13 protein-coding genes are annotated in these 14,232 nt (G+C 72.9%); 7 read left to right on the top strand and 6 right to left on the bottom strand.

Features of this window, described 5'->3' with window-relative positions:
- Positions 1 to 70: 70 nt before the first annotated feature.
- Positions 71 to 1,372 carry a hypothetical protein gene (locus AB0J80_RS19730; protein WP_364706984.1) on the top strand — a complete coding sequence of 434 codons (1,302 nt, stop codon included), beginning with the start codon at positions 71 to 73 and terminating at the stop codon, positions 1,370 to 1,372.
- On the opposite strand, the gene AB0J80_RS19725 is transcribed toward AB0J80_RS19730, so the two are convergent.
- Positions 1,373 to 4,192, bottom strand: coding sequence for an FAD-binding oxidoreductase (locus AB0J80_RS19725; protein ID WP_364706654.1), 2,820 nt, complete (start codon positions 4,190 to 4,192; stop codon positions 1,373 to 1,375).
- Positions 4,193 to 4,415: 223 nt separating this feature from the next.
- Between AB0J80_RS19725 and AB0J80_RS19720 the strand changes: the two genes are divergently transcribed.
- From AB0J80_RS19720 to AB0J80_RS19710, 3 genes are all read left to right on the top strand, one after another.
- Positions 4,416 to 5,003, top strand: coding sequence for a dihydrofolate reductase family protein (locus AB0J80_RS19720; RefSeq protein ID WP_364706651.1), 588 nt, complete (start codon positions 4,416 to 4,418; stop codon positions 5,001 to 5,003).
- Positions 5,004 to 5,005: 2 nt separating this feature from the next.
- Complete coding sequence (locus tag AB0J80_RS19715; RefSeq protein WP_364706648.1) at positions 5,006 to 5,812, top strand: RNA methyltransferase; 807 nt, start codon at positions 5,006 to 5,008, stop codon at positions 5,810 to 5,812.
- Positions 5,813 to 6,090: 278 nt separating this feature from the next.
- Entirely contained in the window at positions 6,091 to 6,636 is a 546-nt protein-coding gene (locus AB0J80_RS19710) for a GNAT family N-acetyltransferase (RefSeq protein ID WP_364706646.1), read from the top strand.
- A 252-nt stretch (positions 6,637 to 6,888) separates the two neighbouring features.
- On the opposite strand, the gene AB0J80_RS19705 is transcribed toward AB0J80_RS19710, so the two are convergent.
- The 3 genes from AB0J80_RS19705 to AB0J80_RS19695 all read right to left on the bottom strand — a co-directional run bounded on the left by AB0J80_RS19705 (position 6,889) and on the right by AB0J80_RS19695 (position 9,385).
- Positions 6,889 to 7,626 carry a hypothetical protein gene (locus tag AB0J80_RS19705; RefSeq protein WP_364706643.1) on the bottom strand — a complete coding sequence of 246 codons (738 nt, stop codon included), beginning with the start codon at positions 7,624 to 7,626 and terminating at the stop codon, positions 6,889 to 6,891.
- 180 nt (positions 7,627 to 7,806) lie between these two features.
- Positions 7,807 to 8,925 carry an SPFH domain-containing protein gene (locus AB0J80_RS19700; RefSeq protein ID WP_364706640.1) on the bottom strand — a complete coding sequence of 373 codons (1,119 nt, stop codon included), beginning with the start codon at positions 8,923 to 8,925 and terminating at the stop codon, positions 7,807 to 7,809.
- A gap of 10 nt (positions 8,926 to 8,935) precedes the next feature.
- Positions 8,936 to 9,385 carry an NfeD family protein gene (locus AB0J80_RS19695; protein WP_364706637.1) on the bottom strand — a complete coding sequence of 150 codons (450 nt, stop codon included), beginning with the start codon at positions 9,383 to 9,385 and terminating at the stop codon, positions 8,936 to 8,938.
- Positions 9,386 to 9,501: 116 nt separating this feature from the next.
- Here AB0J80_RS19695 and AB0J80_RS19690 point away from each other — a divergent pair, with 116 nt between their 5' ends.
- On the top strand, positions 9,502 to 10,815 hold the full coding sequence (locus AB0J80_RS19690; protein ID WP_364706634.1) for a serine hydrolase domain-containing protein: 1,314 nt from the start codon (positions 9,502 to 9,504) through the stop codon (positions 10,813 to 10,815).
- Here AB0J80_RS19690 and AB0J80_RS19685 read toward each other — a convergent pair.
- Positions 10,812 to 11,618 carry a DUF3097 domain-containing protein gene (locus tag AB0J80_RS19685; RefSeq protein WP_364706632.1) on the bottom strand — a complete coding sequence of 269 codons (807 nt, stop codon included), beginning with the start codon at positions 11,616 to 11,618 and terminating at the stop codon, positions 10,812 to 10,814. The two genes, AB0J80_RS19690 and AB0J80_RS19685, sit on opposite strands and share 4 nt — an antisense overlap.
- Positions 11,619 to 11,707: 89 nt before the next feature.
- Here AB0J80_RS19685 and AB0J80_RS19680 point away from each other — a divergent pair, with 89 nt between their 5' ends.
- Together AB0J80_RS19680 and AB0J80_RS19675 are read left to right on the top strand one after the other, a co-directional pair.
- The gene (locus tag AB0J80_RS19680; protein WP_364706629.1) at positions 11,708 to 12,490 is read left to right on the top strand and encodes a hypothetical protein; all 783 of its coding nucleotides are present in this window, start codon (positions 11,708 to 11,710) and stop codon (positions 12,488 to 12,490) included.
- A complete protein-coding gene (locus AB0J80_RS19675; protein ID WP_364706626.1) occupies positions 12,483 to 12,986 on the top strand; it encodes an NUDIX domain-containing protein in 504 nt (167 codons plus the stop codon). Before AB0J80_RS19680 ends, AB0J80_RS19675 begins: the two co-directional genes overlap by 8 nt.
- Positions 12,987 to 12,995: 9 nt before the next feature.
- Here AB0J80_RS19675 and AB0J80_RS19670 read toward each other — a convergent pair whose 3' ends face one another.
- The gene (locus tag AB0J80_RS19670) at positions 12,996 to 14,180 is read right to left on the bottom strand and encodes a methyl-accepting chemotaxis protein (protein WP_364706623.1); all 1,185 of its coding nucleotides are present in this window, start codon (positions 14,178 to 14,180) and stop codon (positions 12,996 to 12,998) included.
- Between the last annotated feature and the right edge of the window lie 52 nt (positions 14,181 to 14,232).

The following is a 14,232-nucleotide window of genomic DNA, read 5'->3' as shown; positions in this document are numbered from 1 at the left end:
TCCCTCGGTCGGTCGCACTAGTATTGCCCGTCGGTCGAGTGACAGGAGTTCGCGGGTGCAGTTCGACGTCATGCGCTTCCCCTCGTACGCATACGACCCCGCCACCGGGGTCGCGACGTTCGACTATCTGCTCGACGGCCCCGCCCCCGAATCCTTCACCGAGACGATCACGTTCCCGCTGCCCGAGGGCGCGGCCGTGCCGGACACCTTCCTCCGGGTGCTCGACCTGCTCCACGTCGTCGCCGGGGTGAGCTACTACAAGGTCGGCGCGCCCGAGCGCATCGAGGCGCCCACGGCCGTGCCGGCCGAGGCGAAGGCCCTGTTCGACGCCGTCTACAGCAAGGGCCTCGGCGAATACGCGTACGTGAACCAGCTGCCGTACGTCCTCGACATGACCGTCGACGTGCCGGGCGTGACCGGACCGTCGGCGCCCGTCGACAACTCGGGCGGCCGTCCCCTGTCGGCCGTCGGCGGCGGCAAGGACTCCATCGTCACCCTCGAGATCCTGCGCGCCGCCGGCCTCGACCCGGTGCCGTTCTCGGTCAACCCCAACCCGGTCATCGTCAACGTCAACGCCGCGTCCGGCCTGCCCGCGCTGGCCGCCCGCCGCAAGCTCGACCCGCGCCTGTTCGAGCTCAACAAGGCGGGCGCCCGCAACGGTCACATCCCGGTCACCGCGATCAACTCGCTCATCGCGATCGCCACCGCCACGCTGCACGGCCTCGGCCCGGTGGTGATGTCCAACGAGCGCTCCGCGTCCGACCCCAACCTGATCTGGAACGGTCACCCGATCAACCACCAGTGGTCGAAGGGGGTCGAGGCGGAGGGGCTGCTCCGGGCCGCGGTCACCGCGCACGCCGGGCTCACCGAGCCGTACTTCTCGCTCCTGCGGTCGCTGTCCGAACTGCACATCGCCCAGCTCTTCGCCCGGTTCACCGCGTACGACGACGTGGTCACGAGCTGCAACAAGGCGTTCAAGCTGCACGACCCCACGGCGCGCTGGTGCGGCGACTGCCCCAAGTGCCGCTTCGTCGCGCTCGCCATGGCGCCGTCGATGCCGCGCGACCGGCTCACCCGCATCTTCGGCCGCGACCTGTTCGCCGACCCCGCGCAGGTTCCCGGCTACCTGGAGCTGCTCGGCATCGACGCGCACAAGCCGTTCGAGTGCGTCGGCGAGGTCGAGGAGTCCCTGGTCGCCCTGACCATGCTCGCCGACGACCCGCAGTGGCGCGACGCGCCGGTTGTGGTGGCGCTGCGCGAGGCGGTGCCGGCCGGGGCGTGGGCCGAGGCCTCCCGCGACGCGGTGCTCACTCCGGGGGGGCAGACGTTCGTGCCTCCGGCGTACGCCAAAGCACTGTCGTCCTTCGTGTGATCACTCGGGGGCGTCGTGATGGATCCGCTCCGGGGCGACGCCCAGCTGATGGAGTGCGGCGCTGGTGGCGGCCAGCATGAGCGGCGGCCCGGCCAGATAGACCTCGTGCTCCGACCACTCCCCGTAGGCCGCCACGGCATCGGTCACCAGCCCGGACGCGTACGGTCCGGAGGGCCCCTCGGAGATCACCGGCACGACCGTGGCCCGCCGCGCGGACCGGGCGATCGCCGCGACGTCCTCGATGTCGTAGAGCTCATCGAGGGTGCGGGCACCCCAGAACAGCACCGCCGACCGCGCATCACCGGTCGCGGCCAGCTCCGTCAGCAGCGCCTTCAGCGGCGCCACCCCGGTGTCCCCGGCGATCATCAGCAGGGGCCGGCCCGACTCGGGCAGGCCCATCGCGCCCTCGGCCCGCGAGATCCGCACCTTGTCCCCCGCGGTCAGCCGGTGCACCAGCGTGCCACTGACGCCGTTCACCGACTTCGCGCGCACGTGCAGCTCCACGACGTTGTCCCGGCGCGGCGCCCCGGCCAGCGAGTACGGCCGCCACACGCCGGGCAGCTCCGGCACCTCGATCCGCGCGTACTGCCCCGGCCGGTAAGGCATCGGCAGGTAAGGCCGCAGCCGCACCACCGCCAGATCCTCCCGCCGCAGGTCGTGCGACACGACCACGGCGGTCCAGGTCGTCGGCTCGTACCGGGCCGTGGCCATGCCGTGCACGATCCACTCGTACGCGTGCTGCCACGTCGACCGCCACGCCTGGTCGAAGTCCTGCCGCCACCCGTTCGCCGCCATGCCGGCCCGCATCGCCTCGGCCAGCGCCGCCCCGGCCAGCTGCAACTGCTGCGGCGCCACCCCGCACTCGGCGAGCGCGGCACCGAGCCGACCGAAACCAGCGACGAGCGCCGGCGGCTGATCGAACGTGTGCACCAGCCACGTCAGCCCGTCGGCCAGCTGCTCCGCCTGCGAGCCCGGACTGCCCGGAATCGTGCGGAACAGCGCGGGCTCCGCCTGGACCAGCGCGGCCCGCAGCCGATCGGCCACCTCCTGCGGCCCCCCGGCGAGCGACAAACTGTTGCCGAGCAGGCGCCGCACCTCGTGCAGCATCGCGTCGTCGGCCGGGTTCATGCCGTCGACCGGGGCAAGGGTCCGCGCCGGCGGAACGGGAACCGGCGGGCGCAGCGGGGCCGCGGGGTTCAGCGGCTGAACCGGATCACCCGGCCAGGGCGCGCCGACCGGCCGCGGACCGCCGAGACCGGAAATCCCCTCGATCGGCTGGGTCGAGGCGGCCGTCCACGGTCCCGGGCCCGGCGGGTACGGGATGGTCGGGCGGTTGATCGGTACGCCCGTACGAGTGGCCGGCGTCGTCGGGAACGCGGGCGCCGGCGTGGTGGATGTCGGTGTCCCCGGCAACGTGGGCGTCGGGTTTCCGGGCAGCGCCGGCGCCGGGGTCCCGGGCAGCGCCGGCGTCGGGGTCCCGGGCAGCGCGGGCGTCGACGCGCCCGGGCGCGGGACAAGGGTGCCGGGGGTCGAGGGCCCGCCCGGGACAGGGCCGCTGGGTGGCAGTTGAGGAGTGGCCGGCGCGGGGGTTCCCGGGATCGCTCCTGCGGGAACCGCAGTGCCCGGTGTCGGACCACCTGGTGTGGGCGGCATGCCGGGGACGGGTGGAGTGAGCGGGAGCCGCGGCGTCGCCGGGGTGGGCGTTCCCGGGCCGCCTGCCGCCGGCGGGATGATCACATTCGGTCTGCCCGGTGCGGGCGGCGGGGAGCCCGGGAGCTGGGGCGCCGGGGCGCTCGTACCCGGGGTCGGCGGCGTCGCACGGGTGAGGTGCTCCGGCAGTAGATCCAGGAGATGGCCGGGGTCGACATCCGTGGGCGGTGGCGGCGAACCCGCCGGACCGCGCGCCGGAACCTGGGACGGTGCCGCCGGGCGGACGGGCCCGTCGATGATCGGCTGGGTCATCGACGCCGGAAGGGACGCGCCGGACTCGGTCTCCGACGGGATCGAAGCGGGGTGACCCGGCAGGCTCCCGGAACCGGTCCCCGGCCCGGTGACGCCTCCGGTCGCTCTCGTGGTGGAGACACCGGAGGTGGGCGCCTGAACTCCCGTCGCGGCGCTCGCCGTCGAGGCGGTGACCTCGGCATCGGACACCGAGCCGATGATCTCGGAGCCGGTCGCCGGAGTGCCGGGGGACGTGCTCGGCGTGCCGCTTGTGCTGGGCGTGCTCGCTGTGCTCGGCGTGCTTGGCGTGCTGCTTACGCTCGGCGTGCTGGTGCTGCTGGTGCCGGTGGTGCTGCTGGTGCCTGATGTGCTGCTGCTGGTGCCGGAGGTGCTGCTGCTTCCGCCGGGCGTGCCGGTCGCCGGGGCCGGTGTGCTGGGGGCCGGGGCCGCGGGCGGGACGGCCGGCTGGCTCGGGCGTGGGCTGGACGGCACCGAGCCGAGGGCGGCCCGGAAGTCCCCGGCCGCCTCTGCGGCTGTCCGCTCGCGCTCGGGCCTCGGAACGTCCCGGCCCGCCACCTCGTGGAACGGATGTGCCGCCGGCAACGCCGGCTGTCCGGCCGGCGGAAGGGCGTGCTGCTCCCCCGGCGGTTCCACGGACGGGTGGTTCTCCGTGCGGGCCGAGGGCCAGTGCGGGTGGAGCAGCGACTCCGGATGCACCGGCTCGGCGCCTTCCCGGTTGTCGCCCGCTGCTGCCTGGCCGGCGAGGGCGGCGTCAGCGTCCGCTTCTCCGGCCGCGACCGCATCCGGTGCGGCCGAGCGCAGACGCATGGCCCTGAGCAACGCGAGCATGTGGGGGTCGGACCCGGAACCGGATGACACCAGCACACCCCCCGACCGCCGAACGACGCGTACAGTACAACCGTACTGCCGCCGGGCGCAGTCCGCCGCGCTACCCCGTGGCCCGAGCCGCATCGGCGGCCACCCACCCCGTCCGGCCAGCGAAGACACGATTCCTCCCCCACCCCGGCCGCCCGGCGGCTCCTTCTGTCGTACCCGGATGGCATGCTCGGCTCTGCAAGCGAACAAGCCGAGGAGTCTCCGCATGGGCAAGGTGGTCGCCGACATCTCCGTGTCGCTCGACGGGTTCGTGACCGGTCCCGACCCCGACCTGGCTCACGGCCTCGGCCACGGCGGCGAGGGGCTGCACACCTGGGTGTTCGAGGGCGACGCGGTCGACCGCGAGGTGCTGACCGCCGCCACCGACGCGACCGGCGTGGTCGTCATGGGCCGCCGCCTGTTCGACATCATCGACGGGCCGCACGGCTGGAACGACGAGATCGGCTACGGCGCCGACCTGGCCGCCCCGCCGCCCATCCTGGTCGTGACCCGCAACCCGCCGGACCACGCCCGGCTCGGCGACCGGGTCACCTTCGTCGTCGACGGCCTGCACAGCGCCGTCGCCAAGGCGCGCGCGATGGCCGAGGAACGCGACGTCGTCATCATGGGCGGCGGCGAGACCGTCCGGGGGGCGGTCGACGCCGGCCTCACCGACGAGCTGCGGCTGCACCTGGCACCGGTCCTGCTCGGCTCCGGCACTCCCCTCTTCACCGGGGCGGCACCCCGGCAGCTGCGCCAGATCCACGGGCGCGTCTCCGGCCACGCCACCCACCTCACCTACCGGCTCGGCTGACCGTGCCGGACGTCCACCTGATCACCGACCCCGACGACGACCGGCTCGGCGACTACCGCGCGCTCACCGACCTGGAGCTGCGCACCAAGTGGGAGCCCCCCAACGGCCTCTTCATCGCCGAGGGCGAGCTGGTGCTGCGCCGCGCCCGCCGCGCCGGCTACCGGCCCCGGTCCTACCTGGTCGACGCCAAACGGATCGACCAGCTCGACGACCTCGGCGACGCCCCGGTCTACGCGGCGACGCCGGCAGTGCTCGAGAAGGCGACCGGCTTCCACGTCCACCGAGGGGTGCTCGCCTCCTTCCACCGCCTCCCCCTGCGCGATGCCGGCGACGTCCTCACCACCGCCCGCCGCGTCGCCATCCTCGAGGACGTCAACAACCACACCAACATCGGCGCCGTCTTCCGCGGCGCGGCCGCCCTGGGCATCGACGCCGTCCTCTTGTCACCGTCGTGCGCGGACCCGCTCTACCGCCGCAGCGTCCGAGTGAGCATGGGCGAGGTCTTCGCCATCCCGTACGCCCGCCTGGAGCCCTGGCCCGACGGCCTGAAACGGGTCCGCGAAGCAGGCTTCACCATCCTGGCCCTGACCCCGTCCCCCGAAGCCCTCCCGATGCAGCGCCTCACCCCCACCCAGCGAACCCGCCCCGCCCTCCTCCTCGGCGCCGAGGGCCCCGGCCTCTCCCACCAGGCCCTCTCCGCAAGCGACACCCCGATCCGCCTCCCCATGCGCCGCGGCGTCGACTCCCTCAACGTCGCAGCGGCAGCAGCCGTAGCCTTCTGGGAACTGGGCCGCGATGACGACCTGTGACGCCCCGCCACGACCAAACGCCTTCCCGTTGCAAGGACCACCCGGCACCGCGACCGGCAAGCCACGAACCCTGCGGGCGCGACAACCTCGTCAAGTCAGGCCTACCCTGCACCGCGACCGCCAGCCCGCGAACACTCCAGGCGCGACAACCTCGCCGGGTCGGGCCCACCCGGCACCGCGACTGGCGGCGGACAGGCACACTCGGACGCCATGACGACATCTTCAGGCGAATGCCCCCCGGGCGTGGCCGCCGTGCCCCTCGAAGGATCTGGGCTGATATGACGATCACCGAGCTGAAGACCGCACGGCTCCTGCTCCGCCAATGGCGCGAGGAGGACACGCTCCCCTGGGCCGCGATGAACGCCGATCCTCTGGTCCGGGAGCACTTCCCGGCCATCCTCACGTACGAGCAGAGCGCCGGCTCGATCAGCGCCTTCCGGTCCGATCTGGAGCAGCGCGGCTGGGGCTGGTGGGCTCTCGAGGTGGCGGCTACGGGCGAGTTCATCGGCATGGCCGGCCTCGACCCGGTCGAGGACTCCATGCCGTTCCAGGGCGTCGAGGTCGGCTGGCGCCTGGCCCGGTCGGCCTGGGGCCACGGCTACGCCACCGAAGCCGGCCACGCCTGCCTGGACTTCGGCTTCGACGTCCTGCGGCTCCCCGAGATCCTGGCCATCACCGCCGCCGGCAACCAACGCTCCCAGGCCGTGATGCACCGGCTCGGCATGACCCACGACCCGGCCGACGACTTCGACGACCCGACCATCCCGCCGGGCCCCCTGCGCCGCTCGGTGGTGTACCGCATCAAACGCTCGCGCCCCCACTGACGGTCCTTCGAACCGGCAGCGGCGCCGGGTGGGCGACGTCGAGGAATCCGGCGCATTCAGCCCGCGGTTCCCGAGCCGAAAGGACAAGCGGGACCAGCCATCAAAGCCGGTCAGGACAAGCGGAACCAGTCGTGAGAGCCGGTCACGACAAGCGGAACCAGCGGCAAGGGCCGGTCGGGACAAACGGGACCAGCCGTGCAAGCCTGTGAGGACAAACGGGACCAGCCGTGGAAGCCGATCAGGCGGACGGGATCAGGCGGACGGGATCAGGCGGGAGCCGGTCCACGCGAGACCCATGCCGGCCGCCAGCAGGATCAGGGCCCCGACCGTCGGCAAAGGCTTGACGGCGAACGATCCTGCCCCGATCGACACGGCCGCGAGAATCAGCAGCACCCCGTCCGCCGGATTGACCAGTTTGGACCGCAGCACCGCCCAGCCCAGCAGCAGCCACCCCGCCCCCATCACGGCCGCCGCGAGGACGGACGCCGTGTGCACCTGCGCGGCCGTGAGACTCAGCTCCGGCAGCCCGCCGGCACCTGCCGGACCGCCGACCTCCAGCGACGGCGACCCGGCCGAGGCGCCCGGCGAGGCGGCCACGCCACCGCCCGGCAGGGTGAGCAGCGGCAGCCACAGGAGGGCGCCGGCCAGGCCGATCAGCAGGCCCGCGACGGCCGGCCGGCGGGTACGTGAGCCCGCCAGCAGCCCCGCCAGCGCGATCATCGCGATGGTGCACAGCCAGCCCGCGACGACCTGGACCATGAGCCGGCCGGCCGGGCTGGGCACGCCGAGGGTGGACCAGCCGTAGAGGGCGGCGCCGAGCGGGAGGGCCCAGAGGGCGATGCGGGCGTACCGGCGTACCGAATAGATCCAGACCGCTTCCCGGACCGGCAGCAGGTGGTCGTCGACGGCCGCGGGGCGGGCGGCGCCGACCCATGCCGGGGCGACTCGCAGCGGGCGGCCGCTTGCCGTCTGGTGCTGACTGATGCTCATGGCTCCGCCTTGATGGGCTCAAGCCGAGCGGCCGGGGGCACCGGTCGGGAATCCTGGGTCCACCATGGCAAAAAGTCGCGGGAGTGCGCGGCGTTTTGCCAGATTCGCTACGATCCCGCACCCGACCGGGTCCGGGGCGACCAGACGCGGGGCGGCCGGAGACCGCCCCGCGTGGTGGCACTAGGCCCGTTCGGGCTCGCCGGCTCCGTTGTAGTCCGCCGATCCGAGCGCTGCCGACGGCGGGATGGTCTCCGGTGCCGGCAGGCTCCTGGTCGCCCCGTTGTCGCCGGAGACCTGGGCTTCCGCCGCCCGCACCTGGGCGTTGACGGCCTCCGCCTCGGCCGCCGCCGCCTGGGCTGCCGCCGCGGCCTCGCGCTCGACGGCATCCGAGTCGACCGACTCCGACGGCTTGTCGCCGACCATGTTGGCCAGGCCGCCGAGGGCGCCGCCGAGGCCGTCGAGGGCCTTGGTCAGCTCGGTCGGCACGATCCAGACCTTGTTGGCCGAGCCCTGGGCGATCTGCGGAAGCGACTGCAGGTACTGGTACGCGAGGACCTTCTGTGACGGGTTCGCGGTGTGGATCGCGTCGAAGACCGTACGGATGGCCTTGGCCTGCCCTTCGGCCTGCAGGATGCGGGCCTGGCGGTCACCGTCGGCCCGCAGGACCGCGGCCTGCTTCTCGCCCTCGGCCGTGAGGATCTGGGCCTGCTTGTGGCCTTCGGCGTTGAGGATGGCCGCGCGGCGGTCGCGTTCGGCGCGCATCTGCTTCTCCATGGAGTCGCGGATGCTCGGGGGCGGCTCGATGGCCTTGATCTCGACGCGGGTGACCTTGATGCCCCAGCGGCCGGTGGTCTCGTCGAGGACGCCGGAGAGGTGGCGGTTGATCTCCTCGCGGCTGGTCAGGGCCCGTTCGAGGTCGAGGGAGCCGATGACGTTGCGCAGCGTGGTCACCGTCAGCTGCTCGATGGCCTGGAGGAAGTTGGAGATCTCGTACGTGGCGCGGACCGGGTCGACGACCTTGAAGTAGAGGACTGTGTCGATGCTCACCACGAGGTTGTCCGAGGTGATGACCGGCTGCGGCGGGAAGCTGACGACCTGTTCGCGCATGTCGACCTTGGTGCGAACCGCGTCGATGAACGGGACCAGCAGGTTCAGGCCCGGGGAGAGGGTGCGCTTGTACTTGCCGAGCCGCTCCACGACGTCCATGCGCTGCTGCGGGACGATCCGGACGGACCGGATGAGGGTGATCACCGCGAAGAGGGCGATCACGAAGATGAGTACACCGACAACCGCTTCCATGGGTGCCTCTCTATATGTTGGGCATGTCGTCGCGCCACACTATGGCGGTGGCGCCTCTGACTTTGATGACCCGGACGCGCTCGCCCGGCAGATACTTCTCGGCTCCGTCGAAGGAGCGGGCGGTCCAGAGCTCACCATCGATCTTCACGAGGCCGTGGTCGGCGTCGACCTCCTCCAGCACCATCGCCTGGGAGCCCTCGATCGCCTCGATGCCGAAGGGGGTCTCGCCCGTCTCGGCGGCCGGCCGCTGGTGCCGCATGATGATGGGGCGCAGCGCTCCCACCGAGAGGCCGGACACGATGGCGAAGACGATGGCCTGCAGCAGCACGGGGGCGCCGAGCGCGGCCGCGCCGGCCGCCGCGAGGGCGCCGGCCGCGAAGAAGATGATGAGGAAGGTCGCGGTGAAGGCCTCGGCGATCGCGAGCGCGATGGCGAGGACCAACCAGAGGACTGCTTCCACTCCCTGATCGTGACACGTTCGCGCACGCGCAGCGACATCGCGTCCGCAGCCGTTCGCGCGTAGCCATATCCGCCTTGCGCAGTTGTACCCATGACCCCCTGCCAGGAAGGCTCACCGTGTCTTTGCTGCCGGAAACCGGCCGACGCGTCACCGAGATCGCCGCCCGCGCACAGTCCGCGGGCCGGGCGCCGTCACTGGCGCTGGCGGTGGTCCGCGACCGCTCGCTGCTGCACTTCACCGGCGCCGGGGAGACCCCGCCGCCGGATCCGAAGACGCAGTACCGGCTCGGCTCGATCACCAAGACGCTGACCGCGACGATGGTCATGCAGCTGCGCGACGAGGGCTTCTTCGCCCTCGACGACCTGCTGTACCGGCATCTTCCCGGCACCCCGGTCGGCGGCATCACGCTGCGTCAGCTGCTGGGGCACGTCTCCGGCCTGCAGCGTGAGCCGGACGGTCCGTGGTGGGAGCGCAACGCGGGGGTCAGCCTGGACCGGCTCCTGACCGACCTGGCGTTCGACAAGATCGCCGGGCCGCCGTTCCGGACCTACCACTACTCCAACCTCGCGTACGGGCTGCTGGGGGCGGTGCTGCACCGCGTCACCGGGGAGTCCTGGGCCGATCTCGTCGCCAAGCGCGTGCTCGACCCGCTCGGGATGAAGCGGACCACCTACGCGCCGGTGGAGCCGTTCGCCCGCGGGTACGTCGTCCACGCCCTCGACGGCAGCCTGCACGAGGAGCCCCGGCCGGACTCGGGTGCGATGGCTCCGGCCGGGCAGCTGTGGTCGACGGTGACGGACATGGCGAAGTGGGCGGCGTTCCTGGCCGACCCGGCGCCCACGGTGCTGAGTCGCGAGACGGTCGACGAGATGTGCACGCCGGTGGTGATGCAGGACGAGACCTGGACCGCCGGGCACGGTCTCGGCCCGGAGCTCAACCGGGTGGGCGAGCGCGTGTACGTGGGCCACGGCGGCTCGATGCCCGGGTACGTCTCCCAGCTGCTCGTCCACCGCCCCAGCCGCACCGGGGTGATCGCCTTCGCCAACTCGTACGGCCTGCGCGGCACCAGCATCCGCGCGGTGGCGCTGGAGGCGCTGACCGCGGTGCTGGACGCCGAGCCGGCACCGCCGCAGCCGTGGCGCCCCGCACCCGCCCCGCAGGGCGAGGCCGCGGAGCTGTGCGGGCGCTGGTGGTGGATGGGCGGCGAGTTCGAGGTGACCGCCGAGGGCGAGGATCTGGTGATGGCCCCGGTCGGCTTCGCGGCCCGGGCGCCGTGGCGGTTCGTCCGGGAGGCCCCGGACCGCTGGCGCGGCACCGCGGGCGCGAACGCCGGCGAGGTGCTCGCGGTCCTGCGGGCGGCGGACGGCACGGTGGAGAAGCTGGACATCGCAACCTTCGTCTTCAGCCGCGACCCCCACCACCTGGCCTAGGGGTTGGGTTCCGTGACGAAGTCGATGAGCCGTTCCATCGCGTTGATCAGGGGCGTCTCGACGTCCTTGTAGCTGGTCACGCTGCCGAGGATGCGGCGCCACATCTCGGCCGGTTCCGCCACGCCCACCGCCTGGCAGACCCCCTCCTTCCAGGGGCGGCCGGGCGGGATGACGGGCCACTCGCGCAGGCCGACCCGCTGCGGCTTCACCGCCTGCCACACGTCCACGTACGGGTGGCCGGTGACCAGCACGTTCGGGTCGGTCACCGCGGCGACGATGCGGCTCTCCTTGGATCCCGGGATGAGGTGGTCGACGAGCACACCGACGCGGCGGTGGCGGGCCGGCTGGAAGTCGCGGACCGCCCCGGCCAGGTCGTCGATGCCGTCGAGCGGCTCCACCACCACGCCCTCGATGCGCAGGTCGTCGCCCCAGATGCGCTCGACGAGGGCGGCGTCGTGGATGCCCTCGACCCAGATGCGGCTCGCCTTGGCGACCTGGGCGCGTACGCCCTCGACCGCGACGGAGCCGGAGGCCGTGCGCTTCTGCTTCGGCGCGGCGGCGGCCGGTGCGGGCCTGCGCAACGTCACGACCTGGCCGTCGAGCAGGAAGGCGGCCGGTTCCAGCGGGAAGTTGCGGCGGCGGCCGTGCCGGTCCTCGAGCACGACGGCGCCGTACTCGAACCCGACGACGGCACCGCAGAAGCCGGCGTCCGCGTCCTCGACCACCAGGCCGGGCTCGGCGTCCACCTCGGGTATCACCTTGCGGCGCCGCCAGTTGCCCGCGAGTACGTCCTCCCCATACATGTCCGCACGGTAACCCGCCGGCGCGGACACGCCGGTGTCGACGCTCCGGCGCGAGACAACCTCGGCGCCCGCCACGTACCCTTGCTCGCATGTCCCCCGCAGCAGATGCGGCGACCCTCACAGCGCGCCGGTCCACCCGGTTCGTCGCGTGGGTGCGCGCCTGGCGCGCCGGTCTCGTCCCGTTCGACGAGCTGGCCGACGAGATCGCCGGCGACGAGGAGCACCTCGTCGCCGACAGCCCCGGCACCTGGACCGATGTGCCGCTGGGGCAGGCGCTGCCCGCGTTCGCGAAGCTGCACCCCGACGAGATCCGCCTGGTGCTGCCGGTGCCGGGCGACCCACGGGGGCTGCCGGGGCCGGGCGACCTGACCGGTGCCGCGCTGCTGGCCGGCGAGGCCGTGATGACGCCTGCGTTCGGTGTCGTCCCGGAGGTCCGCAGGCACACGTCGGGCTCGGGCGTCACCTTCGAGACGGTGCTGTGGCGGTTCTTCCCCGTCGCCGACTACCGGCCGGTCTTCCAGATGGGCTCCGCGGAGGCCGAGGCCGAGCTCACCCACGCGCTGGCCGAGGCGACCACCCAGCTGACCCGCCTCGACGTCGCCCGGTGGCGCCCGGAGCTGGCGGGGGCGCTGCAGGCGCTGCGCCGTCCGGAGAGCACGGCGACGCTGCCGCCCGGCTTCGACCCGCGGTCGCGGCGGCTCTTCGCCCGTGCCAGCATCCTCGACCAGGTCCTCGTGCTCGCCGAGCACAACGCACCCGGCGGTGCGGTGAACAACTACGAGGCGCAGCAGCGCGATGCGGCTCTGCGTCCGTTGACGACGGCCTGCCGGCAGGCGCTCGTCGCGGCCTGCAACTCCCCGTTGCATGCCTGACCGGTTCGCGCACTGCACGTTCTGCGGTGCCCGCTTCACGCCGGGACGACAGTGGCCGCGGCGCTGCGCAGCCTGCGGCGAGACCAGCTATCGCAACCCGACGCCGGTCGCTGTCGCGCTCCAGCCGGTCGGCGGCGGTCTGCTGGCGATCCGGCGGGGGATCCCGCCCGCGGAGGACCGGCTCGCCCTGCCGGGCGGCTTCATCGAGCTCGGTGAGACCTGGCAGGAGGCCGCGGCCCGCGAGCTGTGGGAGGAGGCCGGGCTGCGGGGCGACCCGGATTCGGTACGCCTCTTCGACACGCTCAGCGCCCCCGACGGCACCCTGCTGGTCTTCGGCCTCTTCCCGGCGCTGGCCACCGAGGCGGAGCTCCCGGCGCCCGCCGCGACCGGCGAGACCCGGGAGCGGCTGGTGCTGCACGAACCGCAACCGCTCGGCTTCGAGCTGCACACCCGGGTGGCCGACCACTGGTTCGCCCAGGTGGCGGCCGGGCTGTAGGACAGGCCCTCAGGAGCGGAAGACCGCCGCCAGCTCGTGCAGGCGTGCCGCCGTGCCGGTCAGCTCGCCGACCGCGCGGTAGGTCTCCTCGGCCGCGCCGCGTACCTCGCCGGCCGCGGTGCTGACCGCGCCGATCGCCTGGCTGATCTGCTCGCTGCCGCTGCTGACCAGGCTCGCACCGTGGACCATGGTGCCGGTCGTCGCCGACTGCTCCTCGACCGCGGCGGCGATCGTGACCTGGTGCTGGGCGATGGCGCTGATGATCGACGAGAAGCCGCTGACCGCCTCGACGGCCTCGCCGGTGTCGTTCTGGATGCCCTCGATGCGGCGGGCGATCTCCTCGGTGGCCTGCGCGGTGGCCTGCGCCAGCTCCTTGACCTCGCCCGCGACGATGGCGAAGCCGCGGCCCGCATCGCCGGCCCGGGCGGCCTCGATGGTGGCGTTCAGGGCGAGCAGGTTGGTCTGCGCGGCGATCGCGTTGATCGTCCGCAGCACGTCGTTGATCTCCTGGCTGGAGTCGCGCAGCCGGGTGACGTTGCCGCTCGCGACGGAGACGCCGGTCACCGCCTCGTCCGTCATGCGGGAGACGTCCGAGGTGTTGGTGCTGATCTCCTCGATCGCCGCGCGCATCTGGTGGGTGCCCTCGGCGATCGCACCGACCTCGTCGCTGGTCCGGCGCGCCGACAGCGCCACGGTCTCCAGCTCCCCGGCCGCCGCGTCCGCCGCGCTCGTCATGGTGGTGCTCACCTGCTGCAGGGACCCGGCCGAGGCGTTGAGCTCGTCGACGGCGCGGCGGATGCCGTCCACCGTCTGCTGGAAGCGGTCCATCATCGCGTTGTACGCGAGCGCCATCTGACCGAGCTCGTCCTTGCCGACCACCGGCATCCGCGGGCTCAGGTCGCCCCCGGCGGCGGTCTTGATGACCCCGGCGTCGATGCGCAGCACCTTCACGATGCTGATCCACGTCGACATCTGGAACATCAGCCCCAGCGGCGCCAGGATCAGCGACATCCACGTGACGATGCCGGCCAGCCGTTCCAGGTCGGCGCGGCCCTCGGAGCCGGCAGGCAGCGTCTCCGCCACCGAGAGAGCCACCGACCGGGTGAACAGTCCCAGACCGATCAGGCCTCCGACCAGGCACAGCAGCGCGAGGGAGGTGCGCATCTTGACGGGCAGCCGCTCCAGGAGCTTCATGTCAGACTGATCGGCGGGGGCACGGTGGAGTTGAGCCACTGGTCACCATCCG

The organism is Actinoplanes sp. NPDC049548 (assembly GCF_040676695.1).
Lineage (GTDB): Bacteria > Actinomycetota > Actinomycetes > Mycobacteriales > Micromonosporaceae > Actinoplanes.
This window is presented reverse-complemented; position numbering and strand designations above follow the sequence as displayed.